A 22,700-nucleotide genomic window follows, 5' to 3' on the forward strand; every position below is an offset into this window, starting at 1 on the left:
GGAATCCAGCCCACCGCCAATCTGCCCTGTCCTACATCGCCGCGCGGCGCTATATTGGCGGGATGATGCCTCTTTCCGCCTGTCGCGCCACGCCGATTCGGAAAGGTCACACTCGGCACCCCTCAGGGCGGGTGCGATCGGCAGTTTTCTGCTGCCTCCAGCCAAAAGTCACGGAAATTAAACAGGCGCCATTGTGTAAAGCGGGCGGGAGAAAAACATGAGCTGGCAACCCGAACTCGACGAACTGGCCGAGCGCCAGCGGCTGGCCGAAAAAATGGGCGGCGAGGAAAAGGTCTCGCGCCAGCATGGCCGCGGCAAGCTCGATGCGCGCGCCCGGATCGCCGGCATCGTCGACGAGGGCAGCTTCCGCGAGATCGGCAAGATCGCCGGCCGCGGCACCTATGCCGAGGATGGCAGCTTCGAGGATTTCGCGCCGAGCAACCTGATCTTCGGCCGCGCCAATATCGAGGGCCGCCCGGTGGTCGCCAGCGCGGATGATTTCACCGTGCGCGGCGGCGCCGCCGATGCGGCGCTGCACCGGAAATTTACCCAGTGCGAGAAAATGGCGCACACGCTGGGCATTCCGATGATCCGGATGATCGACGGCACCGGCGGCGGCGGCTCGGTCAAGAGCCTCGAGGATATGGGCTTCACCTATGTCCCCGCCGTGCCCGGCTGGGAAGACATCATCAGGAACCTGGACACGGTGCCGGTGGTGGCGCTGGCGCTGGGACCGACGGCGGGGATGGGCGCGGCGCGCACCGTTGCCAGCCATTATTCGATCATGGTCAAGGGCCTGTCGCAGATATTCGCTGCCGGCCCGGCGGTCGCCGCGGCGATCGGCGACACGCTGACCAAGGAACAGCTTGGCGGTTCCGACATCCACGCGACCAATGGCGTCGTCGACGAGGAGGTCGCCAGCGAGGCGGAAGCCTTTGTCACCGCCCGCAAATTCCTCTCCTATCTGCCGAGCAACGTGGACCAGAAGTCCGCGCGCACCGAAAATTGGGATCCGGTCGACCGCCGCGACGAAAGCCTGCTCTCCGCCGTGCCGCGCGCCGACAAGCAGGTCTATTCGATGCGCAAGATCATGACGTCCGTGTTTGACGAGGGCTCGGTGTTCGAAATGGGCAGGCGCTGGGGCCGCGCCGCGATCACCGCCTTTGCCCGGCTCGACGGCTGGCCGGTCGCGGTAATCGCCAATGACCCGTCGTTCCTCGGCGGGTCGTGGGAAGCCAAGTCGTCGGAAAAGGTCGAGCGCTTCGCCAAGCTGGCCGAACAATTTCATCTGCCGGTCGTCCATCTGGTCGACAATCCCGGCTTCATGATCGGCGCCGAGGCCGAGCGCACCGGCACCATCCGCTATGGCGTGCAGGCAATGAACGCCGTCTACCGGGCGACCATGCCCTGGGCCAGCGTCATCGTTCGCCGCGCCTATGGCATCGCCGGCAGCGCGATGAGCAATGCCGAGAATTTCCAGTATCGCTTCGCCTGGCCCTCGGGCGACTGGGGTTCGCTGCCGATCGCCGGCGGGCTCGAGGTCGCCTACAAGAGCGATATCGAAAGCGCCGCCGACCCGGTCGCAAGGCTGGCCGAAATCCGCGCCAAGCTCGACAAGGTCACCTCGCCCTTCCGCACCGCGGAACAGTTCAGCGTCGAGGACATCATCGACCCGCGCGACACGCGGCCGCTGCTCTGCGAATTTGCCGGACTGGCCTGGCGGAAGCTGGGAGCGCCCTGAGCCCGGAATCCAAGCCACCCAGCGGCCGAACCAAAAATGTTTTTCTCTCGGTTTCGCAGGCAGTTATCGGACCGTGTGATGCCGGTCACGGCAATTTGGCGTAAATATCCTATTGCTGGGAGCGGAAGAGGCATATCATTTCATCGACCAAAAGCAACGGTTCATCGCTGATTCAGCAACGAGATGCCATTGCAAGGGTCCACAGTCTGGCAATATGGAAGGAAGAAACGATGTACTTGTCACCCCGATCATTCATCAATCAGCCTGCTCAAGCCCTGGCCGACCACGGACTGCAGCGCGGCTACCAGCCGCTCTATCATCTTGATGTCGTCAACCATTGCCCGGGCTGCGGCAAGTCGCACTGGCACGTCGGCCGGTTCAGCGCCGAATGCGCCCATTGCGAGACCGCCCTGCCGCTGGCGATGGTCGCCAGCCAGCCGATGCAGCCGCGCTTCACCGAGCATTTCAGCAAGACCGCTATGGTGGCCTGACCGCGGGCGTCGCTTCGCTCTTGCGATGAGGAGATTTTGCGGTCATTCTTGCCTCTCCGAACAAGGGGACAGCCAATGACCGACGACAAGGAATTCACGACCATCGACCGCCGTCAGGCGCTACGGGGAGCGGCAATGGCGGGCGCCGGGGCAATGTTCCTTTCGCCGGGGATGGCGCTTGCAGCCACCACGGATTTGGCCGCCATCCGCAAGGCAGCGGAAGCGGGCCGCGAGCAATCGGTCAAGCGTATTCAGGACTGGATCGCCCTTCCTTCGATCGCCGCCGAAGACCGCAATATGGCGGAAGGCGCGCAATATATGGCCGACTTGGCAAGGGACGCCGGATTCCAGCATGTCGAGATCGTCCCGACCGATGGCCATCCCGGCGTCTTCGCCACGCTCGATGCCGGCGCCAAGCGGACGCTCGGCATCTATTTCATGTATGACGTCAAGCAATATGACGCGTCCGAATGGTCCTCCCCGCCGCTCGAAGCGGCGATCGTCGACCGGCCCGGTTTCGGCAAGGCGATCATGGGCCGCGGCGCGGTCAACCAGAAAGGCCCAGAAGCAACCTTCCTGGCAGCGCTGCACGCCATCCGCGCGGCAGGACGCAAGCTGCCGGTCAATATCGTGCTGATCTGCGAGGGCGAGGAAGAGATCGGCTCGCCCCATTTCAAGCAGGTCGCGACCAAGCCCAATGTGCTCGCCGCGCTCAAGACATGCGAGGGCATCTTCATCCCGGCAAGCTGGCAGGACAAGAGCGGCAACGTCAGCGTCAATCTCGGATCGAAGGGCATTATCGAGCTGGAACTGGTCGCCAGCGGCGAGAAATGGGGCCGCGGCCCCAGGGGCGACATCCATTCCAGTCTCAAGGCGATGGTCGACAGCCCGACCTGGCGACTGGTCCAGGCGCTGCAGACGCTGGTCACGGCGGACGGCAACACCCCGGCGATCGATGGCTGGTTCGAAAATGTCCGGCCGCTGACCGCGCGCGAGAAGGCACTGATCGCGGAAAGTGCGAAAAATGGTGATGAAGCGACCCAGAAGAAAATCCTCGGGGTCACGCACTGGATCGACGACCTGCCATATGAGCAGGCGCTGCAACGGCTGGCGCAGGAGCCGACGGTCAATATCGAGGGGCTCGTCGCGGGCTATACCGGACCCGGCGGCAAGACCGTGCTCCCCGGCCGCGCCGTCGCCAAGCTCGACTTCCGCCTGGTTCCCGACCAGACCCGTGCCGAAGCCGAACGCAAGCTGCGCGCCCATCTCGACGCCCATGGCTTCCCGGACGTCGAGGTCAATGTCAGCGGCGGCTATGACCCGACCGAAGTCGACGAGAACAGCCGCCTGATCCGTACCGAGCTGGCCACCTACGCGCGCGCCGGGGTCAAGGCCACTCTCAACCCGCGGCTTGCCGGATCCTGGCCTGGCGCCACCTTCACCGCCCCGCCCGTCTCGATTCCCGCGGGTCATTTCGGCCTCGGCCACGGTGCCGGGGCGCACGCGCCGGATGAATATTATGTCATCGAGTCGACCAACCCGAAGGTCGCCGGGCTGGTCGATGCGACGATGGGTTATGCCGACTTCCTCTACCAGCTGGCGGCGATCAAATGACCGGTCGCACTATCCACTAGCGCGAGGGCGGTCGAGCCAGGCCTCCCGTCCTGAGACGCGCTTCGAACGGCTCGGGATGTGGCCGGTGAGGCAAATGGGTTCCCAAGCCGCGCAGCTACAGTGAGCGCGGTTGCAAGGCGATCCGCCGGTCCGCCGCAAGACAGCCACCGTCCGCCGACAGGCCTGTGATATATCGGCACCACCCGCGGAATTATCGTGTTTTGTACCCCTGACCGATGGAACGACCGGGCCGCTGGACCGTTCCTCCTACTCGTCGATCAGGCGCGCCGTGTATTGCGCGTCCGTCGGCGGGAAGCCCGCAGTCATAGCGGGCACAATCGGAACGATCATGTTCCATTATGTTAGTTGGAGTAAATTAATGAAATCCCGTGTAATTACCCCCCTTATTTTCTGTTCGGTTGCTGGCGTGCTGGCCACCCCCGCTGCCGCTCAGACCGATTCCCCCTTCACCGGTCCGCGCGTCGAAATCCTCGGCGGCTATGATACGCTCCGTTCGGGCAGCGACGTTGATGTCGATACCGACAATGACGGCATTTTCGAGAACAACACGCTCGACCAGTCGGTCGACGGTTTCGCTTATGGCGTTGCGCTCGGCTATGACTTTGATGCCGGCCCGGTGGTCTTCGGTCTCGAGGGCGAATATATGGACTCGACCGGCGAGCAGGAAGGCGATGAAGATATCAACGCGCCATTCGGCTATAGCGTCAATCTGAAGCGCGACCTTTATATCGGCGCCCGCGTTGGTGCCAAGGTTACCCCGACCACCCTGCTTTATGCAAAGGGCGGATACAGCAATACCGCTGTGGAATCGCGCTTCCAGGACCGCGCTGCTGCTGATGGCGTCGACCTTAACTTCGACGACAGCCAGCAGGTTGACGGCTATCGTCTGGGTGCCGGCGTCGAACAGGTGATCGGAACCGGCGGCAACGGAAACGGCTCCGGTGCATTCGTCAAGCTCGAGTACCGCTATTCGAACTACAGCTCGCTCAAGTACAACGATACATTGTTCAACGATAACAATGAAATCGGCGTCGATCTCGACCGCCACCAGGTCGTCGCGGGCGTTGGCTTCCGCTTTTAAGCGAGAGTCTCACTAGATCAGGAAGGGCGCGCCGTTCGATGGACGGCGCGCCCTTTTTTCTGATAGCTATCGGTCCGCCATCGCCATCAGCTGCGACGGAAAGGGCACGGCCAGTGCCTCGGCGTCGTCGCCCGCGAGCCAGCGGTCATAGTCGTCCGGATGCAGGATCACCGGCATCGCCTTGGGGTGCACCGGCTTGACCAGGGGGTTGGGTTCGCAGGTCAGGAACGAAAAGACATTGCCCTCGTCGGACGGCCGCCAGATTCCGGCAAAGGCGGAAACCGGCGATTGCTTCACCGCAAACCAGCATTCCTCCCGCCCCGCCCCGGGCTTGGGCTCGGCAAAACGACTGAACGGGACGAGACAGCGATGCTCCGGCTTCGCCAGCATCGAACGCCAGAACGGGCTGGACAGGTTGCGGACATTGGTGATGCGTTTCGTCACCGTGGTGCCGGGCCGCTTCCCCTTCATCGTTAGCGGCACGCCCCATTGCATGCTGTCCAGCCGCTTCGTGCCCTCTTCAACCCGGACGACGAGTGCCTGATATTTCGGCCAGATATCGATCTTTATTTCGGAAAAGGGCGGAACAGTGCCGCCGCCAATATACTCTTGCCAAGTCGGAATGGCTTCGGGGTGGTTCTGATAATGGTTGCACATGGCTGCAGTTGAGCAGGGTCGGGGGCTTGAGGCAAGGCTGTAGGTGCAAGGCCACTGTCGCCTAAAATAGCGGTCGCAGCAATTCCGGTAGCGTCCCGCGCCCGATTGTGCGACGCTTCGCCATCTTGGAAGACCGCGACCCCGCCCCGCTGCACCTGACCCTGCCCAATCGCCTGTCCTACGGCCTCGGCGGCGCCGTCTATGCGGTCATGGAAGCCGCCTACATCATGTTCGTCCTGCTGTTCTACACGCAGGTGCTGGGGCTGAGCGGGACGGCGACGGGTATTGTGCTGTCGCTCAGCTTGGTCTGGGATGCAGTATCGGATCCGATGGTCGGCAGCTGGTCCGACCGCTTCAAGAGCCGCTGGGGGCGGCGGCATCCGTTCATGATCTACAGCACCGTGCCGTTGGGCCTTGGTTTTGTCGCGCTGTTCACACCGCCCGATCTTGTTCTGGACAACCAGCTATGGGTAGCGGGGTGGCTGTTGGTCTGCTCGATCTGGATTCGCACCGCGCTGACCTTTTTCTCGATCCCGCATTATGCTCTGGTCGCGGAACTCACCCAGGATTATCACGACCGCAGCGCGCTGATGGGGCAGCGTACCGCATTCATGTTTCTGACCACGCTACTGCTGCCGTCCACCTGCCTCTATTTCCTGTTTGACGAAGGGGCGGGCGGTGATGGCCGCTTTATTGCCAGCAATTATGTGACCTACGGGTGGCTGTCGGCGCTGCTCGTCTGGATCACCGCTGCGGGCTGTATCGCCGGAACCTGGAAATATGTCCACCATAGCCGGATCGACCCTGCGCGCCAGCCTTCGACGCCGGGATTCGTTGGCCTGTGGCGCGATTTCCTGTCCACCTTCCGCAACCGAAATTTCCGCAACCTGCTCGCCTATGATCTGGGCGCGACCGCCTCCTATGGCATCACCGTGGCGCTCAACATCATCTTCTGGACCTACTTCTGGGAATTGCCCGCGACCGAGACTGGTCTGTTGCTGGGCATTTCGGTGCTGATCGCGGTGCCGATCGCGATGATCTTCCTGAAGACCGTCGGCCGGCGGATGCCGAAGCACGACATCGTCAAATGGGCGGTGGCGGTAATGATGCTCGACCTGTCCTGGCCCTATCTGCTGCGCTGGTTTGCCCTGATTCCCGACAATGGCGACCCGGTGATCTTCGCCATCCTGATCATCCAGAACGCGGTTTTCATGAGCTTTTTCATCCTGCGGATTGTCGCCATCGCTTCGCTCACCGCCGATCTGACAGACGAGCATGAAGCCGACACGGGCCTGCGGCAGGAGGGCGGCTTCTATGCCGTGCTGCAGTTCACCTCCAAGCTGGGCGGCGCGGTGGGGCCGCTCTATGGCGGCTTCGCGCTCGACATGGTCGGGCTGCAGGAGGGCATGCGGCCAGGGGCGGTCGACCAGTCGGCGCTGGACGCGCTGGTCTGGATTGGCGCCGCCGGGATCGTGCCGTTGATGCTGATGGCGCTGTTCTTTACCTTTCGCTTTTCGATGACCGAGCAGCGCCTGCTGCAAATTCAGGCACTGATCGCCCGGCGACGACGGGACGAATGAAAAGGGGGCCCCGAGGCCCCCTTTCGATACATGTTGACGACGACCGCCTGTTCTGTGCCGCCGTTAAGCTACCGGCAGCGGCTCATTCACCAGGCACGGGGAAACCGCGCTTCTTGAGGATATATTTGACCTCCGGATCGCGGCCGCGGAACTGGCGATAGGCTTCCTTCCGGTCGGTCTCGTTACCGGTCGACAGCAGGATCGTGCGGAACCGTTCGGCGGTGTCCTTGTCCCACGGGCTGCCGGCTTCCTCGAATGCCGCCCAGGTGTCGGCGTCCATCGTTTCCGACCAGAGATAGCTGTAATAGCCGGCCGAATAAGCGTCGGACGAGAACAGGTGGTTGAACTGCGGCAGCCGGTGCCGCATCACGATCTCCTTCGGCATGCCGATTTCGGCCAGCGTCTCGCGTTCGAACTTGTCGGGATCGGTGACCGGTTCGGCGCGATTGTGCAGCTTCATGTCGACGATCGCGCTGGACAGATATTCGACCGTCGAGAAGCCCTCGTTGAAGGTCTGTGACGCCTGAATCTTGTCGACCAGCTCCTTCGGGATCGGCTCGCCGGTCTTGTAGTGGAGCGCGTAGTTGGACAGGATATAGGGCGTCATCAGCCAGTTCTCGTTCACCTGGCTCGGATATTCGACAAAGTCGCGCGGGGTGCCGCCGAGGCCGGGATAGGTGATGTCATAGTTGAGATAGTGCAGCGCGTGACCGAATTCGTGGAACAGGGTCGTTGCATCGTCGAGGCTGATCAGCGTCGGTTCGCCGTCGCCGCCCTTGACGAAATTGTTGTTGTTCGAGGTCGCGACATAATTGTTGTTACCGCCCAGCTTGTACTTGTCCTTGTAGGTGGTCATCCAGGCACCCGAGCGCTTGCCCTGGCGGGCAAAATTGTCGAAATACTGAACGCCGATCACTTCGTCACCGCGCCTGACTTCGAAGGTGCGGACATCGGGATCGAAGACCGGGATGTCGCCCGTGGTCTCGGTGAACGTCATGCCGTAAAGCTTGCCGGCCGCGTCGAACAGGGCTTCCATCATCTTGTCGAGCTGGAAATAGGGTTTGATCTCGGCGGAATCGAGGTCATATTTGTCCTTGCGGACTTTCTCGGCATAGAAGCGATAGTCCCAGGGCTCGATCGTGATATCGGCGCCCTCGGCATCAGCGATCGCCTGCATGTCGGCAACCTCTTCCTTCACCCGGGCGACGGCAGCGGGCCAGACCTGCATCATCAGGTCCATCGCCGCGTCCGGTTCCTTCGCCATCGTGTCGGCCATGCGATAGTGAGCATGGGTCTCGAAGCCGAGCAGCTTCGCCCGGTCCGCCCGCAATTTCAGGATCTTGGCGATGGTGGCATTGGTGTCATTCTCGCCGCCATTGTCGCCACGGTTGACATAGGCGGTGTAGACTTTCTCGCGCAGGTCGCGGCGGGTGCTGTTTTCGAGGAAGGGCTGCATCACCGAGCGGGTGTTCTTCAGCGCCCAGCCGGTCTTGCCCTGCTCCTCGGCGGCTTCCTTGAGCGAAGCGACAAAACTGTCCGGCAGACCGGCCAGATCGGCTTCGTCGGTCAGGTAGATGAAAGTCTCCTCGTCGGCCAGAACCTTGTTGGAAAAGTCGTTGAACGCCTTCGCCAGCTCGGTATTATATTCGATCAGCTGCGCCTTGTCCGCATCACCGAGCAGCGCGCCGTCACGGACCAGCTGTTCATAGTTGCGTTCGACCAGTCGGATCTGCTTGGCATCCAGCCCGGCCGATTCCCGGCTGTCATAGACCGCCTTGGTCTTGGCAAGCAGCTTCGGATCGAGGGTCAGCTGGTCGAAGAAGGCGGACACCTTGGGCAGCCATTCGCCCTGGATTTCGCGGACCTGGTCGTTGGAAAGATTGCTGCTGTGGACACCCCAGATGGCAAACAGATTGTTGGCCTCGTTGCCGACCAGTTCCATCGGCCGGGTGAAATTCTCGAAGGTTGCCGGTTCCGGATTGTCGCGGATCGCGTTCACATCGGCCTGGATCTTGTCCATCGTCGCCTGGAAGGCGGCAGGAAAATCGGCGACCTTGACTTCATCCCACGGCGGCACGCCGTCATAGGGGCCCGTCCAGGCCTGCAGGACCGTGTTTTCGCTCGCGCTGCTGTCCGCCGTTTTCGCGGCATTGGCCTTGTTCAATTGTGCAGTGGTCATCTTTTTCCCATCTTGAGCGGCGATCGCCGGGGTTGCCGTCGCGCCGAGCAGCGCGGCGCTGGATACGCCCAGAAAAAACTTGCGGGTGGAAATGGTGAATCGCATTAAAATCTCTCCAAATATCGGGGCCGCGGCTGCGGATCGAGACTTGCGCTCGTGGCGCAATTGGGCAACAACTACCCAAAGCCGGGCGGAAACGCAAAAAAGGTTTCGCGGGAAATCACTTATTAGACGAACGACATTTTACCGTCGATGAACGACGTCAGAAAATGTCGCTATTGTGGCCGCTCGGCCAGCAGAGCGCGCACCAGCGGCTGCAGATTCTCGTCATAGCGGGCGAGCATGACATGGTCCTCGGCATTCTCGAAATGGCTGACCAGCTGTCGCCCGTTCCAATAGTGCAGCGCGATCGCCGGCGGGTCGGCGACGATCATGTTGCGGCCATCGGGATGGTCAGGATTGATCGGGCTCAGATCCAGCGCCACCTGCGGCGCGGTCGAGGCGCAGATCGCCAGGCTGATATCGCCCCACCAGGTGGAGATATTGCGGTGCAGATGGCCGGTGATCATGCCCTTGACCTGGTCATGGCCCGCAACCGTGTCCGCCAGTAGCTGGACCCAGGGCTCGTCGGGATGGGTGGTCATCCACTCGATGCCGCTTTCCACCGGCGGGTGGTGCAGGATCAGCAACGTCGGCTTGTCGCTTTCTTCCGCCAGCCGGTCCGACAGCCATGCGGCGCGGGTTTCGCAGAAGGCGCCGCCATGCCGCCCCTCCTCCAGCGTGTCCAGAATGAGCAGACGCAACGCCGGCGTGTCGACCTCATACTGGATGAAACCATCGGCCGTTGGCACCTCCGGAAACTGCTTGCGGAACGGCGCCCGCAGGTCATGATTGCCGAGGCACATGTGGACCGGAAACGGGACCGCGGACAGGGCATTTTCCAGCCGGCGGTAGCTTTCCTGATCGCCGCGGTCGACGAGATCACCCGTGGCCAGCAGCAAATCCGGCTGCGGGTGCATCGCGCAGATCGACTTGATCGCCTGGTCAAGCCGCTTGCGGTTGAATTCGGCCGGATTGTCGGGGTCGAAACCCAGATGAATATCCGTGATCTGCGCGATCAACATGGACGCCCTCCCCTTTCTCCGGTTGCTCTACCGGCGAGCAATCTGCTTGTCCGGCTTTTGCTGCTTTTCCTTCTGCTCTTCCCGGATCAACCAAGGCGTGCCGTCATCCGCGTGATAGTCGTGGCACATGGCACAGGTCGAAGGCACGTCGGATGTCTTCTGGAACTCCCCGCCATGGCATTCCCGGCAGGTCTTGATCCCCGGCAGCAGCAGATCGTCCGCCACCTTCGAAGTCGTGGCATTGTGACAGGTGGAACATTTCTCGTCATTATGCGCCTCGTGGCTGAACCAGCCCTTGTGCATGTAGCGGTCGGTCTGCGTCACCGGCTTGATCCCGAAGTCGACTCGGCCGCGGGCTGTCGGCGGGGTGACGCCGTGACAGTCGAAACAGGCTCCGCCGCGCGAAAAAACCTGGCGGATCGCGAGATTGGCGCGGCTGGGACGGAACTGCACCGCGCGGGCATAGTCGCTGGCGACGCGGACTTCGTTGCCCGCCCCCGGACGACGGCGCGCCATCCCGCCAAGATTGATTGGCCGGCTCGGACCGGTCGAGCGGTAATAGGCGCGCAGGTCGGCCTGAACCATTTCCGGTTCACCGTGGCGCAGGGTCCGCACCGTGCCGCCGATCTCGTCAAAGGCAAGACTGTGGCACATGCTGCAATCCTCCTTCATATCGACCGGCTCGAAGCGCACGCCCTTGGCATCGGGCGTGTGGCAATCCTTGCAGGCGAGCGCGTCTCCAAATCCGAATTTGGCCGACAGACGCCGTCCCATCTGGGCCACGCCACCGGTCCGCGACAGATGCACATCATGGGGAAATTTGAGGCCGTTGTTCTCGGTGGGCTTGGCATCCAGTGAAACCCGCCTGCGCTCCGGCTTGTCACCGCCAGGCGTGACCAGCACAGCGGGACGGAATTGCGGGTGAACCAGACCGAAATCCGACGCATTTTCCAGTTTCGTATCGGTCAAGCGTCCATCCATCCCGTCGTGACAATCCGCGCAGAATTTCTGCGCCGTGGGTTGCATAGCACCGCTTCCCTCATGCTCGCTGTGACATTCGACACACCTGCCCGGCGGCTTGTTGAACGCCGAGGCAAAGGCAGCGCCGATCTTCTCCAGCCCTTCCGGCCCGCCGCGGGCGGTCAGCAGCCGCGGCTTGGCGGCATGGTCATGGGCATCCTCGGTATGGCAGGTCAGGCAGGTTTCATCCTTGACCGTGACAAAGGCATCGACATGGCAGGCCTGGCAGTCCTTCTCCAGCGCATGATGGGCGCTACTCAGCGCGCCCGACGACCACATGCTGTCGGCGTGGAACTGGTCGGGCCGTTCCTCGACCCCGCGCCACGTCGCCCAGGTGTAGATCGGCCAGACCAGGAAAGCCGCCAGCAGCAGCGCGACAAAACCCCATGCGCTGAGCCGCTTGCTCGGCAGCAGGCCCTTGAGCGTGTAAATCGTCGATTCGCTCCGCACCTCCGCCGAATCGGATAGCGCCTCGACCCGCTTGACGGTGAGAACAATATCCTCGCCCTCCTCGCTGACGGTGATGACGTGGCCGCCAAAGCCCAGTTCAGCACCGGCGGAAGGATCGATGGTGACCGAAATGCGCTGCTTGCCGTCGAGCGTGAAATTCTGGCCCGAACTGCTGTCGACGATGATCTTGCCGTCGTCGCGCTTGCGGATCGTGGCGTGGTCCGGATTGACCGCCAGATCGGGCAGATGGATGGCATTGGCGGTGCTGCGGCCGATGCCGATTTCATCGGCGGCAAAGGGATTGGATCGGATGATTTCCCGGCCATCGGCGGTGGTCGCGATCTGGCGAACGATGAAGGTCATGTCGGGCTCTCCATCCTACCAGTAGAAAAACACGCTGATGATATGCGCGGTCAGCGATGCGATCAGGGCGAAGGTCATCGGCACGTGGACGAACAGCCAGACCTGCAGCATCGCCTTGAGCTTGAGATGACGGCGGACACGCGCCAGCGTGGCTTCCTTCTTCTCGAGCAGGGCATCGACCTTGTCGAGCGGGTCGTCGCCGCCCATCTTGGGCTGATAGGCGCGCTCGCGGCGCAGGTCGGCCTGCGCCTGGCGCGTCGCGCAATCGGGATAGCGACCGGATATGCGCCGGAAAAAGCCGCCGCCGAACGGATCCTGCTCCAGCGACTGCAGCACCAGCGCGGCATGTTCCGCCGACAGGGGCTGTGCCGCCTCGTGCAGCTGCCGGTCGAGCGAGCGCAGATTTTCCAGCATCTCCGTCTCGGTCATCTCGTCGCGATTGTCGGACAGCGCCTTGGGAATGGTCGCATAGAAATAGATACCGACGATGCCGGAAATGATCACGATCATCATGAACACATAGGCGGCGGTATGGATGTTCCACCCCAGCTGGAAGCCCGTGTGCAGCGTGCCGATCACGATCAGGCTGAGGCCGAGATAGATATGCGCCGACGTCCACGCCTTGAGCGACCATTGACCGGCGGTCATCGCTCGCTTGCGGAGCCCGAGCAGCGTCAGCCAAAGGATCAGCAGCGCGCCGACCGTGCCCAGCGTGTAGCCGTACCAGCTGCCGCCATTGTGGCGCGGCGACACGTCGATGAAAATATAGCTGACGATGCAGACCAGCATGATTGCCGAGGAAATCTTCAGCCAGCGGTAGCCCGCGTGCTTCAGGAACCCGTCGTGCATCGCGACCTTCTTGCGGCCGGGCTGGGCGCTTATGGCTTTGCTGGCCATCAGACGGGTCCCCCGGGCGGAAGAGATTCGGCGTTTCTACCCGCCGTTCGTGCTGATTTACCCACCGTTCGTGCTGAGCTTGTCGAAGCACCGTTTGCGAGTGACGCCTGTCCTTCGACAGGCTCAGCACGAACGGTGTGGAGAAATAGAGACCAGCTCATACGTCCTCCGCTTCAAGCTTGGCGACGGTGAGGAATTCCTCCGGTGCCACGCGAATCGCCGCGCCGGTCGGACAGGCGCGAACGCAGGCCGGCCCGCCCTTGATCCCGGCGCACATGTCGCATTTGATCGCCTTCTTGGGCTTTTCCACCGCCGGGTCGCTGTGCTTCTTCGCCCACAGCTTGTCCGGCTCGCCCGGCCCCGGACCTGCGCCGAAGAACAGCCAGCTCAGCAGGCCGGGCTTCTTTGGCGGCACCTTGTCCATGCGGATCACGCCATAGGGGCAATAGCGCTGGCAATTGCCGCAGCCGATGCAGCTGTCGTCGATATAGACCTCGCCATCGGGACCGCGGTGGATCGCGTCGGGCGGGCAGTCGGACATGCAGTGCGGATGCTCGCAGTGGCGGCAGCTGGTCGGCACGTGCAAATGCGCATAGGTGCGTCCGGCCTCGCGGTCGAGCCGCGACAGGCCTTCATGGCTGTCGGCGCAGGCCTTCTCGCAATTGTCGCAGCCGACGCACAGATTCTCGTCGATCAGCAGCACGTCGGTGGCCTCGCCGATGCCATTGTCGACCAGAAAATTGGCTATGCCGGAATACATGTCGACCACGCCCGAGAAACTGTCCTTCTTCGCCTCGACAAAGGCGTTGATATCCTGCCTAGCGGCCATTTCCATCTTCGCCTTGCGCATCAGGTCGGGATGGGCATCGAGCACCTTCTTGAAGGCGTCCCCGCTGATCTTGATGACCTCCGACTTGATTGCCGCCTTGACCGTTGCCGTGCGATAGCCGCCAGCGATCAGCGTCATTTCGCCGACATAGGAGCCCGCGGGCAGGTAGGAGAGAAACACCGGCTTGCCGCCAATCTGCTTCTCGACCACCATCGATCCGACCCGGATGACGTAGATGTCGTTGCCTTCGCCGCCCTCCTCGATGATCGCCTCTCCAGCCCGGACGTTGACGATCTCGCTGGTCTCGACGACCTCGGCGATATCCTCCCGGGTCAGCCCCGACCCGAACATCTGCAGCAACTGCCGCTCCGTCGAAATCTGGGTGATCCGGCGTTTGGCCGCCGGCACCGAGGCTTGCAGCTTGAGCGCCGCCGTGCGCGAAATCTCGACGACGACAACATCTTCCGCCGCCCGGATCGTGGCCCCGCGCCGTCGTCCGGAAATCAGGCCAACCTCGCCGAAGATCGACCCCTGCTCGATCGGCACGGTAATCGTGGGATCATCGGGGTTGATCTGCACCGCGACCGAACCCTCGGCAATCGCAAAGAGCGAGCTGCCCGGATCGTTCTTCTCGAAGATCACCTCGCCCCCGCCATAGCTGCGCGGCTCGCTGTCGAGCATGAATTCGCGCATCTGCAACGGAGACAGGTCGTTGAGAATGGTGACGTTGGTGCGGAAGAATTCAAGCCATTCATCGACCGAGCGTTGCCCGGGAAGGCCCAGAAACTTGGCTTCCAGTATCGGTTCGTCGGCAGGCTTCAGATTCGTGTTGCCATTGATGAACTCGATCACGTCATAGCCCTGGTTCATGCAGTGCTTGATCAGCGGATAACCGGCCAGCGCACCGATGACATAGATGCCCTTCTTGGTGCTCTCGAATGCCGGGGACAGTTTCGGATAGGCCTCGCGGTCCTCGCTGGTAAATTCGATCCCGCATTCCTCGACGAACTTGCGCGGCGGTGCGCTGCCCATACGGGCAATGATCCGGTCGCACTTGATGACTTCCTGGCCATCGCGGGTTTCCAGCACCAGCTCGCCATCCCTGACCTCTGCCGGAGATGTCTCGTTGCGGATGATGATCTTGCCCTGCTCGCCCGCTTCCATCAGCAGCTTCACATTGGCCTTCTTGGCGCGGGCAAATTCGGCCGAGCGATTGAGAATCGTGACGACATTGTTCTGCGCCGCATCCGCGGCCAGACCGAGCGCATTCTCGATGCCCGCGTCGCCCGAGCCGATCACCGTGATATGCTCGTCATAATATTCGCCGGGATCATCGAGCTGGTATTGCACCAGCTTATTGTCGCCGCCGGGGCAGCGCATCAGATTGGGGTTGCCCTGCGTGCCGATCGCCATGACGATCGTTTCCGCCTGCACCGTTGTGCCGTTTTTCAGCGTGATCGTGAAATTGCCCTCGTCGCCCTCGATCTTCACCGGCTCGGCGTTATACATGACATTGACGCCATGGGCCGTGGTCTGCTCGTCCCACGTGCCGAGAATCGCCTCGCGCTTGCCGGCGTCAAAATCCATGTCCGAGCGCAGCACCAGCTGACTCGGCGTGGCCATGACATGCTTGCCCTTCTGATATTTGTAGATGGTGTCGGAAAGATGGTCGGTCTTTTCCAGCAGCACATGCTTCAGCTTCAGCTGCGCGGCGCGGCCGGCAGCGCTCATGCCCGCTGGCCCGGACCCGACAATGGCTACACGAAACTTGTCCGACACGCGCTGACTTCCCCCCTGTGCTTCCCCGGCAAACGCACCCTCATACGTTATACCGACCCGGTTCAGCTATTTATCCGGTTGTAGCGCGACCCAAAAGATTGAACTTTGGCAGTATCTTATCAAAAAGCCTCTTCATTGCCAGTGCAAAATATCACAGACATCTCGGCGCTTGTCAGGCAGCGAAGCGCTCCGTATTCCTGAACGGGAACGATCACGACATCAAACAGCTTGGGAAATGACCATGGCGAAATCCGCTTCTTCGATGAATATCAGCCGCATCGCCCTGATCGGCGCGGCCTTGCTGGCGCTCGCGGCGGTCGCGGTGCAGGTCTATCGCAGCCTCACTGCCGACAGCGGCACCGAGGCACCGATCGCTGCCGCGGAAGGCGACGCGGCGCCCAGCGTCGAAGAGGTCATCGCGGGGCTGGAGAAGAAGCTGCAGGACAATCCCGACGATGCGGAAAGCTGGCGCATGCTGGGGTGGAGCTATTTCGAGACCGGCAAGTTCGCCGAGTCGGCCACCGCGATGAAGCGGGCGACCACGCTTGATCCCGACAATGCGGAATATTGGTCGATGCTCGGCGAAGCGCTGGTCATGGCCAGCGACGGCCAGCAGGTGCCGCCCGATGCCGCAACCGCGTTCCGCAACGCGCTCAAATATGACGCGGCCGACCCGCGGGCCCGTTATTTTCTGGCGGTGCAAAAGGATATTGCCGGCGATCACAGGGGCGCGATCGACGACTGGTTCGCGCTGCTCGCCGACACGCCTGCCGACGCACCCTATGCCGCAGATATCCGCCGGGTGATCGGGCAGGTTGCGGAAAACGAAGGCATCGACGTCAAGGCGCGGCTGGCCCGGATCGCCCCCGCTGCGCCGACCGGCGGCATCACCACCGACGGCCCGTCCGTCGCCACCGCCGCCATCCCCGGCCCGAGCAGCCAGGAGATGAAAGCGGCCGCCGCCCTTCCCGCCGGCCAGCAGGAAGCGATGATCGCCAACATGGTCGACGGCCTCGACAAGCGCCTGCAGGCCAATCCGCAAGACGCCAACGGCTGGATCATGCTGATCCGCAGCCGCATGCAACTGGGCCAGACGGTGCAGGCGAAGCAGGCACTGGACCGCGGGCTGAAGGCGTTCCGCAATGATGGTGCGGAAGCAAAACGGATCAGGGAGGCGGCGGCGGCGCTGGGCGTTGGGGGGTGATGTTTTGGACTTCTGGACCCGACCGCAACTGCCAGATCCGCGGACATGCTATGCTTGATTGACCAGCAGTATGAACGTCATTGCGAGCGCAGCGAAGCAATCCAGAGCGGCAAGCACCGACGATGGCGACAAGACGCTCTGGATTGCCGCGTCGCTCCGCTCCTCGCAATGACGACCTTCAGTATTGGCAACCACAGCGCCGACCATCACAGGTCCCCTACCGAAACAACGGCTCGCCAAAGCTCCTGAGCTTCCGGCTATGCAGCGTCCCTGCCTCGGCCTCTTTCGCCAGTAGCTCGATCGCCCGCAGGCCGATCGCCAGATGCTGGCCGACCCGTTCCTGGTAGAAGGCATCGGCCATGCCCGGCAGCTTGATCTCGCCGTGCAGCGGCTTGTCGGAGGCGCAGAGCAGAGTCCCGTAGGGCACCCGATAGCGATAGCCGTTGGCGGCGACCGTCGCCGATTCCATGTCGATGGCAATCGCACGAGCCTGGTTCAGCCGCCGGGCAATCTGTTCGAAGCGCAATTCCCAGTTGCGGTCGCCGGTGGTGACCACGGTGCCGGTGCGCAGCTGCTGCTTGAGCTTGGACTTGTCGATCCCGGTCTCTTCCTGCACCGCCTGGGTCAGCGCCAGCTGCACCTCGGCGATCGTCGGCAGCGGGATGCTCGGCGGCAGCACGTCGTCGAGCACATTGTCGTCGCGCAGATAGGCGTGGGCGAGCACATAGTCGCCGAGCCGCTGGGTCCGGCGCAGCGCCCCGCAATGGCCGATCATCAGCCAGACATGCGGGCGCAGCACCGCCAGATGGTCGGTGATCGTCTTGGCGTTGCTCGGACCGACGCCGATATTGACCAGGGTGACGCCGGGCCGGCCGTCGCTGCGGACCAGGTGATAAGCGGGCATCTGCGGCGGCTTGGCGATCGGCGGCGCAGAGGGCTTGCCGTCATGGCCGGTGATCCGGTTGCCCGGCTCGACCAGCATCTTCGCCTTGCCCGCGGTCACCTCCTTCAAGCCATATTCGACGAATTCGTCGACATAGCGCTGATAGTTGGTGAACAGGATGAACGGCTGGAAATGCTCCGGATCGGTGGCGCAATAATGGCGGATCCGGTGCAGCGAATAGTCGACCCGCTCGGCGGTGAACAGGGCCAGCGCCGAGGCTTCCTCGCCCTGGAAGATCTGGCCGCCGTCGACGATCTCATCGTTGGTCTTGACCAGATTGGGCGTGTGGAAATAATTGGGCAGCTTTTCCTTCTTCGCCCGGTCGAGGCCGGCACCCGCGTCTTCCAGCGCAAAGGCCAGCGGAATCGGCGTGTCCGACAGCTCGACCCGGATCTTCGCGGTGAAGGTGCTGGCGATCCGCTGCAGCTGGTCGAGCAGATATTTGCGGTACAGCTTCGGCTCGGTGATCGTCGTGCAATAGGTGTTGATGTCGGCCAGATGACCGGACGCCAGATGGCTGGTCTCGGTCGCCTGGTCGGCCGGGATCTGGACGCTGATCTGCGGATACAGGCCCTGCTGCCGGTCATCGCTGGCCAGCTTGGATGTCGCATAGCGGCGAAAGCGGGCTGCCGTGATTTCGATTTGTTCGGCGTAGAGTTTTTCCAGCAACGCCACCGCTTGGGCGGGGGTGTCGCAAATTGTCGATTGGGTTGTCATGGAGTCTCCGTTACAGTTTCAGTCCTGTACCGGAAAATACTGACAAAGGGAAAAACTAACGACGGGACAGGTCCAGAAAGCGGGCCGCGGCCTCGAACTCGGCCTGCTTGATCCCGCGTGCGGCGACCGCCTGGTCGTCGCGGCCCCATATCTGTTCCTGCCAGAGCTCCTCGAGATTGACCAGCGGCCAGAGCATCGCGCTTTCCTGCACTCCCTCGACCAGCGCCAGCGTCGCGATCAGCGATCCGGACAGGCCGACCAGCGACAGCATCGTCGCCACCGCAAAATCATCCTGCGCCTCGACCGCGGCAGCCAGCCGCTCGATCGTTTCCGCCGGCTGCGCCTCGTAGCGGATGCCATGGATCAGGTTGAAACTGACATCATAGCGTTGCCGGGCCCAGTCGAGCAGCGGGTCCCACTGGCCCGCCTGATGATCAACCAGAGCCTGCTGACCCTCGTCCGCGCGATAATAGAGCATGTCGCTGTCGGCAAAGGCAGCGATCCGGGACACGATCCGCTCGCGTTCTCTGGCGACCTGGTCGCAGGCGCCCTGGGCCAGTGCGGTCAGCGGCATCGAGGCGGGCACGATATCCTCGCCTTGTGCCGCCCATTCTTCCGCCAGCGCTTCGGCAAGCGCCAGCGTCGGCACCGCCAGCGGATTGCGCTGCGGCGTCTTCACCGGTCGGCCGTCGAGGGTGATGGCAAAGGCGTCGCCCTGCAGCAGCACCGATACGTCCTTGTAGAATCGCTTCACGCGGCGTCCTTTTCCCCGGCCGCCCTGGCGATGGCTTCTTCCGCCACCCGGGCCTGGATATATTTGCGGATGATCCAGACCGGGACCGCCCACATCTGAACCAGCCCGAGCGCGATCAGCACATAACCGACCGGCGACGGAACCGGTGACAGGCGGTCGAGCGCGATCGCCAGCCCCAGCATCACCAGCGCGACCCCGAGCAGACGGACGATGCTGACGGCGAAATGCACCGCCTTGGCCTGCTGCTCCTTTACCGGATCGGGGATATAGTCATCCTGGTCTGCAATCGGTTCGCTCATCGGTTCAATATTCCATTCAGTTCGGCCATGTTGGCCGCGACAATCTCGGCTCCCGCCTCGATCAGTTCCTGCTCGTCATGATAGCCCCAGTCCACCCCGACCGCCCGCACCCGTGCATTGACCGCCATGGCCATGTCAAAGCTGGTATCGCCGATCATCGCGGTGGTTTCCGGCAACGCGCCGGCTTCCGCCATCGCCAGCTCGACCATCGCCGGATGCGGCTTCGACGGGTGGCGGTCAGCGGTCTGCAGCGTCACAAACTTGTCGGAAAGACCGTGCGTTTCCAGCACATGGTTCAGGCCGCGGTCGGATTTGCCAGTGGCCACGCCAAGCACCCAGCCGGAGTCGGCCAGCGCCTCCAGCAACTCGAGCAGACCGTCGTAAAGCGGTTCGTGGACGCCGCCCGCCTGGCGCAGTTCGAAGAAACCGTCCTTGTAGGACTGCGTGACCGCCGCAACCGTGGCCTCGTCACCTTCCGGCAGCAGCTGGGTCACCGCCTCGATCAGGCTGAGCCCGACAATCCGCCGCACCAGATGATGATCGGGCGGCACCAGGCCGTGGCTTCGGAAGGCCTGGTCCATCGACGTGCAGATATTGGCCTGGCTGTCGACCATCGTGCCGTCGCAGTCGAACAGGGCGAGCTTGTTGGTCATGTTTTTCCAAACTCCTGCATCAGATGCGCCATCGCCCGCCGGCCAGTGGCATCCAGGGCTGCGGCGGCGCGCAGACGCGCATCGGCAGGCTTGTTCTGGCCGAGCTTGGCCGTGGGACGCCACGCCAGGATTTCCATCTCGAACCCGACAATCGCACCGACCATGCGGTCGAACTTGTCGGCATCCATCTTGTCGCGATGCCAGGCTGCCTTGGGGGCAAGCTTCGCTTCATTCTGCGCGCTCAGATCGTCGAGCAACGCGACCAGCCCTTCCCGATCCATCTGCCGGACCTTGCCTTCCAGCTCCAGCGCGAGATAGTTCCAGGTCGGCACCTGATCATCGAGGCCATACCAGTCGGGACTGATATAGGCGTCGGGACCGTTGATCACGCACAGCGCCTTTTTCTCGCTGAGGTGCCGGGTCAGCGCATTGCCGCGCGACAGATGAAATTGCAGCGCGCCATCGCCGGTTGAAAAAACGGGCACATGGGCAACGCGCGGCCCGTCCGGCGTTTCGGCAAACACCATCCCGAAGCCGATTTCGGCAATCATCGCTTCGAGCGCGGCCCTCTCGTCGGCATCCTGGTGATCATTGGCGGATTTGGGCCATCGAAAAGCGGGATCGGGATGCATGCTTATTTCGGCTTCTTGCGCAGCGCCTGCTTGACCTTCGCCTTGTGCGGCATGTTTTTCTTGTGCGTCGCCTTGCCGGCATTGGGGCGTTCGCGCTTGGTCGGCTTGCCCGCCTTCACCGGCTTGCCATCAATCTCGCCGCGCCCGCGCCGTTCGCCGCGCTTGTCCTTGCGGATCATCTTGGCATGCGCCTTGGCCTGCTGCTTGCGCACCATTTTGCCGGCCGGCTTCTTCTCGTCCAGCGGCAGGTCACCCAGGATCATGTCCAGCCCGAGATTGTCGATCGTCTCGGCGAAATGGGTCGGAAGGTCGGCCGTGACATCCAGGTTGTGACCATCGGGATGCTCGATCCGCAGCCGTCGCGCGTGCAGGTGCATCTTGCGGCTGATCGTACCGGTCAGGAACGCGTCCTTGCCGCCATATTTGCCGTCGCCAACGATAGGATGGCCGATCGCCGCCATATGCACGCGTAACTGGTGGGTGCGACCGGTATGCGGCTGCAGTTCGACCCAGCAGGCGCGGTTGCCGGCCCGTTCGATGATCCGGTAGCGCGACTTGGCGGACTGGCCGTTTTCCTCGTCGACATGCATTTTCTCGCCGCCGGATCCCGGCTGCTTGGACAAGGGCAGGTCGATCACCCCATCGGCGATCTCCGGCACGCCCATCACGATCGCCCAGTAGACCTTGCGCACATCCCGGCCGGAAAAGCGCTTGGAGAAGAAGGAGGCCGCGCCCGGCGATCGGGCCAGCAGGATGACGCCGCTGGTATCCTTGTCGAGCCGGTGAACCAGCTTGGGCCGCGACTTGGCGTCAAAGGTCAATGCATCGAGCAGGCCGTCGAGATGGGTCGTGGTCTTGCTGCCCCCTTGCGTCGCAAGGCCGGGCGGCTTGTTGACCACCAGCGCCGCCTTGTCCTTGTGGATGACCAGTTCGCGGGCAAAATCGATCTGATCCTGCGACAGGTCGGACTTGACCTTGGCAACACGGCCCGGCCGTTCGATTTCCTGCGGCGGCACCCGCAATATCTGTCCGGACTGCAGCCGGTCACCGGGCGCAACGCGCTTGCCGTCGACCCGCAACTGGCCGGTCCGCGCCCAGCGCGAAACGATGTTGAACGGCACATCTTCCATATGCCGCTTGAACCAGCGATCGACACGGATATCCTCGTCATCGGCAGAAATCGTGAACTGCCGCACGTCGAGCGTCTTCAGCGCCTGCATCTGTTCCTTGGTCGAACCCTGCGGCTTTTCCTCTTCGGAGCCGCTTTCGGCCGTGGGGTCAAAGCCGCTCATGCCAGCGCCCTGACCGTCATCATGCCAGCGAAAAGCGCCAGCACCGCACCGACGACGGAGAGCATTGCATATCCGATCGCGGTGCCCCATTCGCTTCGCTCTATCATATTGAGAACTTCCAAACTAAAGGTCGAAAAGGTTGTAAAACCGCCAAGCAGACCCACGCCCAGCAGCAGCCGCCACGGCTCGTCGACAAAATTGCTGCGAGCCAGCACGCCTGTCAATATGCCCATCAGAAACCCGCCACTGACATTGGCCACCAACGTCCCGTAAGGGAAGCCGATGCCACCGAGATGAAAAATCAGCCGGCCCAGATGATAGCGACCGGCAGCACCAAGGGCACCGCCTGCCATGACAAGAAGGGTCGCGTTCATGCGCGT

General features: G+C 62.6%; 19 protein-coding genes. 6 read left to right on the forward strand and 13 right to left on the reverse strand.

Annotated features, from left to right (window positions below; all coding sequences use genetic code 11):
• The first annotated feature begins 217 nt into the window (after nucleotides 1-217).
• The 4 genes from V7650_RS06230 to V7650_RS06245 all read left to right on the forward strand — a co-directional run bounded on the left by V7650_RS06230 (nucleotide 218) and on the right by V7650_RS06245 (nucleotide 4,948).
• Nucleotides 218-1,741, forward strand: a complete 1,524-nt coding sequence (locus V7650_RS06230; RefSeq protein ID WP_335655390.1) for an acyl-CoA carboxylase subunit beta — start codon at nucleotides 218-220, stop codon at nucleotides 1,739-1,741.
• Between the two features lie 230 nt (nucleotides 1,742-1,971).
• Nucleotides 1,972-2,232: a hypothetical protein gene (locus V7650_RS06235; RefSeq protein ID WP_335655391.1), complete on the forward strand. Its 261-nt coding sequence runs from the start codon at nucleotides 1,972-1,974 to the stop codon at nucleotides 2,230-2,232.
• Nucleotides 2,233-2,307: 75 nt separating this feature from the next.
• Nucleotides 2,308-3,846 (forward strand): M20/M25/M40 family metallo-hydrolase, encoded by a 1,539-nt coding sequence (locus V7650_RS06240; RefSeq protein ID WP_335655392.1) that lies wholly within the window; start codon nucleotides 2,308-2,310, stop codon nucleotides 3,844-3,846.
• A 379-nt stretch (nucleotides 3,847-4,225) separates the two neighbouring features.
• Nucleotides 4,226-4,948: an outer membrane protein gene (locus V7650_RS06245; protein WP_335655393.1), complete on the forward strand. Its 723-nt coding sequence runs from the start codon at nucleotides 4,226-4,228 to the stop codon at nucleotides 4,946-4,948.
• Nucleotides 4,949-5,014: 66 nt separating this feature from the next.
• Here the strand turns inward: V7650_RS06245 and V7650_RS06250 are convergent, their stop codons facing one another.
• Complete coding sequence (locus tag V7650_RS06250) at nucleotides 5,015-5,605, reverse strand: SOS response-associated peptidase family protein (protein WP_335655394.1); 591 nt, start codon at nucleotides 5,603-5,605, stop codon at nucleotides 5,015-5,017.
• A gap of 125 nt (nucleotides 5,606-5,730) precedes the next feature.
• Between V7650_RS06250 and V7650_RS06255 the strand changes: the two genes are divergently transcribed.
• On the forward strand, nucleotides 5,731-7,185 hold the full coding sequence (locus V7650_RS06255; protein WP_335655395.1) for an MFS transporter: 1,455 nt from the start codon (nucleotides 5,731-5,733) through the stop codon (nucleotides 7,183-7,185).
• A gap of 82 nt (nucleotides 7,186-7,267) precedes the next feature.
• On the opposite strand, the gene V7650_RS06260 is transcribed toward V7650_RS06255, so the two are convergent.
• From V7650_RS06260 to V7650_RS06280, 5 genes are all read right to left on the reverse strand, one after another.
• Nucleotides 7,268-9,469 (reverse strand): M3 family metallopeptidase, encoded by a 2,202-nt coding sequence (locus V7650_RS06260; RefSeq protein WP_335655396.1) that lies wholly within the window; start codon nucleotides 9,467-9,469, stop codon nucleotides 7,268-7,270.
• A gap of 170 nt (nucleotides 9,470-9,639) precedes the next feature.
• On the reverse strand, nucleotides 9,640-10,488 hold the full coding sequence (locus tag V7650_RS06265; RefSeq protein WP_335655397.1) for a phosphodiesterase: 849 nt from the start codon (nucleotides 10,486-10,488) through the stop codon (nucleotides 9,640-9,642).
• Between the two features lie 27 nt (nucleotides 10,489-10,515).
• Nucleotides 10,516-12,321, reverse strand: a complete 1,806-nt coding sequence (locus V7650_RS06270) for a cytochrome c3 family protein (protein ID WP_335655398.1) — start codon at nucleotides 12,319-12,321, stop codon at nucleotides 10,516-10,518.
• A 15-nt stretch (nucleotides 12,322-12,336) separates the two neighbouring features.
• Entirely contained in the window at nucleotides 12,337-13,218 is an 882-nt protein-coding gene (locus tag V7650_RS06275) for a hypothetical protein (protein WP_335655399.1), read from the reverse strand.
• Nucleotides 13,219-13,375: 157 nt separating this feature from the next.
• Nucleotides 13,376-15,778, reverse strand: a complete 2,403-nt coding sequence (locus V7650_RS06280; protein WP_442955270.1) for a cyclic nucleotide-binding domain-containing protein — start codon at nucleotides 15,776-15,778, stop codon at nucleotides 13,376-13,378.
• A gap of 289 nt (nucleotides 15,779-16,067) precedes the next feature.
• Between V7650_RS06280 and V7650_RS06285 the strand changes: the two genes are divergently transcribed.
• The gene (locus tag V7650_RS06285) at nucleotides 16,068-17,030 is read left to right on the forward strand and encodes a tetratricopeptide repeat protein (protein WP_335655401.1); all 963 of its coding nucleotides are present in this window, start codon (nucleotides 16,068-16,070) and stop codon (nucleotides 17,028-17,030) included.
• Nucleotides 17,031-17,247: 217 nt separating this feature from the next.
• Here the strand turns inward: V7650_RS06285 and V7650_RS06290 are convergent, their stop codons facing one another.
• The 7 genes from V7650_RS06290 to crcB form a co-directional block, all read right to left on the reverse strand.
• Nucleotides 17,248-18,690: an AMP nucleosidase gene (locus tag V7650_RS06290; protein ID WP_335655402.1), complete on the reverse strand. Its 1,443-nt coding sequence runs from the start codon at nucleotides 18,688-18,690 to the stop codon at nucleotides 17,248-17,250.
• 55 nt (nucleotides 18,691-18,745) lie between these two features.
• Nucleotides 18,746-19,444 (reverse strand): ATP12 family chaperone protein, encoded by a 699-nt coding sequence (locus tag V7650_RS06295; RefSeq protein ID WP_335655403.1) that lies wholly within the window; start codon nucleotides 19,442-19,444, stop codon nucleotides 18,746-18,748.
• Entirely contained in the window at nucleotides 19,441-19,743 is a 303-nt protein-coding gene (locus tag V7650_RS06300) for a hypothetical protein (protein ID WP_335655404.1), read from the reverse strand. The genes V7650_RS06295 and V7650_RS06300 overlap by 4 nt, the downstream gene beginning before the upstream one ends.
• Nucleotides 19,740-20,396: an HAD-IA family hydrolase gene (locus V7650_RS06305; RefSeq protein ID WP_335655405.1), complete on the reverse strand. Its 657-nt coding sequence runs from the start codon at nucleotides 20,394-20,396 to the stop codon at nucleotides 19,740-19,742. Before V7650_RS06305 ends, V7650_RS06300 begins: the two co-directional genes overlap by 4 nt.
• Nucleotides 20,393-21,028: an FMN-binding negative transcriptional regulator gene (locus V7650_RS06310; protein WP_335655406.1), complete on the reverse strand. Its 636-nt coding sequence runs from the start codon at nucleotides 21,026-21,028 to the stop codon at nucleotides 20,393-20,395. The genes V7650_RS06305 and V7650_RS06310 overlap by 4 nt, the downstream gene beginning before the upstream one ends.
• Before the next feature lie 2 nt (nucleotides 21,029-21,030).
• On the reverse strand, nucleotides 21,031-22,248 hold the full coding sequence (locus tag V7650_RS06315) for an RluA family pseudouridine synthase (protein ID WP_335655692.1): 1,218 nt from the start codon (nucleotides 22,246-22,248) through the stop codon (nucleotides 21,031-21,033).
• 68 nt (nucleotides 22,249-22,316) lie between these two features.
• A complete protein-coding gene (gene crcB / locus V7650_RS06320; protein WP_335655407.1) occupies nucleotides 22,317-22,694 on the reverse strand; it encodes a fluoride efflux transporter CrcB in 378 nt (125 codons plus the stop codon).
• Nucleotides 22,695-22,700 lie beyond the last annotated feature (6 nt).

Source organism: Parasphingorhabdus sp., from assembly GCF_036964565.1.
Classification (GTDB): domain Bacteria; phylum Pseudomonadota; class Alphaproteobacteria; order Sphingomonadales; family Sphingomonadaceae; genus Parasphingorhabdus.

Excerpts from the sequence above, each read along its gene's own strand:
- V7650_RS06230 (WP_335655390.1), top strand. The coding sequence starts at position 218 with ATGAGCTGGCAACCCGAACTCGACGAACTGGCCGAGCGCCAGCGGCTG.
- V7650_RS06235 (WP_335655391.1), top strand. The coding sequence starts at position 1,972 with ATGTACTTGTCACCCCGATCATTCATCAATCAGCCTGCTCAAGCCCTG.
- V7650_RS06240 (WP_335655392.1), top strand. The coding sequence starts at position 2,308 with ATGACCGACGACAAGGAATTCACGACCATCGACCGCCGTCAGGCGCTA.
- V7650_RS06245 (WP_335655393.1), top strand. The coding sequence starts at position 4,226 with ATGAAATCCCGTGTAATTACCCCCCTTATTTTCTGTTCGGTTGCTGGC.
- V7650_RS06250 (WP_335655394.1), bottom strand. The coding sequence starts at position 5,605 with ATGTGCAACCATTATCAGAACCACCCCGAAGCCATTCCGACTTGGCAA.
- V7650_RS06260 (WP_335655396.1), bottom strand. The coding sequence starts at position 9,469 with ATGCGATTCACCATTTCCACCCGCAAGTTTTTTCTGGGCGTATCCAGC.
- V7650_RS06265 (WP_335655397.1), bottom strand. The coding sequence starts at position 10,488 with ATGTTGATCGCGCAGATCACGGATATTCATCTGGGTTTCGACCCCGAC.
- V7650_RS06270 (WP_335655398.1), bottom strand. The coding sequence starts at position 12,321 with ATGACCTTCATCGTTCGCCAGATCGCGACCACCGCCGATGGCCGGGAA.
- V7650_RS06275 (WP_335655399.1), bottom strand. The coding sequence starts at position 13,218 with ATGGCCAGCAAAGCCATAAGCGCCCAGCCCGGCCGCAAGAAGGTCGCG.
- V7650_RS06280 (WP_442955270.1), bottom strand. The coding sequence starts at position 15,778 with ATGAGCGCTGCCGGCCGCGCCGCGCAGCTGAAGCTGAAGCATGTGCTG.
- V7650_RS06285 (WP_335655401.1), top strand. The coding sequence starts at position 16,068 with ATGGCGAAATCCGCTTCTTCGATGAATATCAGCCGCATCGCCCTGATC.
- V7650_RS06290 (WP_335655402.1), bottom strand. The coding sequence starts at position 18,690 with ATGACAACCCAATCGACAATTTGCGACACCCCCGCCCAAGCGGTGGCG.
- V7650_RS06300 (WP_335655404.1), bottom strand. The coding sequence starts at position 19,743 with ATGAGCGAACCGATTGCAGACCAGGATGACTATATCCCCGATCCGGTA.
- V7650_RS06305 (WP_335655405.1), bottom strand. The coding sequence starts at position 20,396 with ATGACCAACAAGCTCGCCCTGTTCGACTGCGACGGCACGATGGTCGAC.
- V7650_RS06310 (WP_335655406.1), bottom strand. The coding sequence starts at position 21,028 with ATGCATCCCGATCCCGCTTTTCGATGGCCCAAATCCGCCAATGATCAC.
- V7650_RS06315 (WP_335655692.1), bottom strand. The coding sequence starts at position 22,248 with ATGCAGGCGCTGAAGACGCTCGACGTGCGGCAGTTCACGATTTCTGCC.
- crcB (WP_335655407.1), bottom strand. The coding sequence starts at position 22,694 with ATGAACGCGACCCTTCTTGTCATGGCAGGCGGTGCCCTTGGTGCTGCC.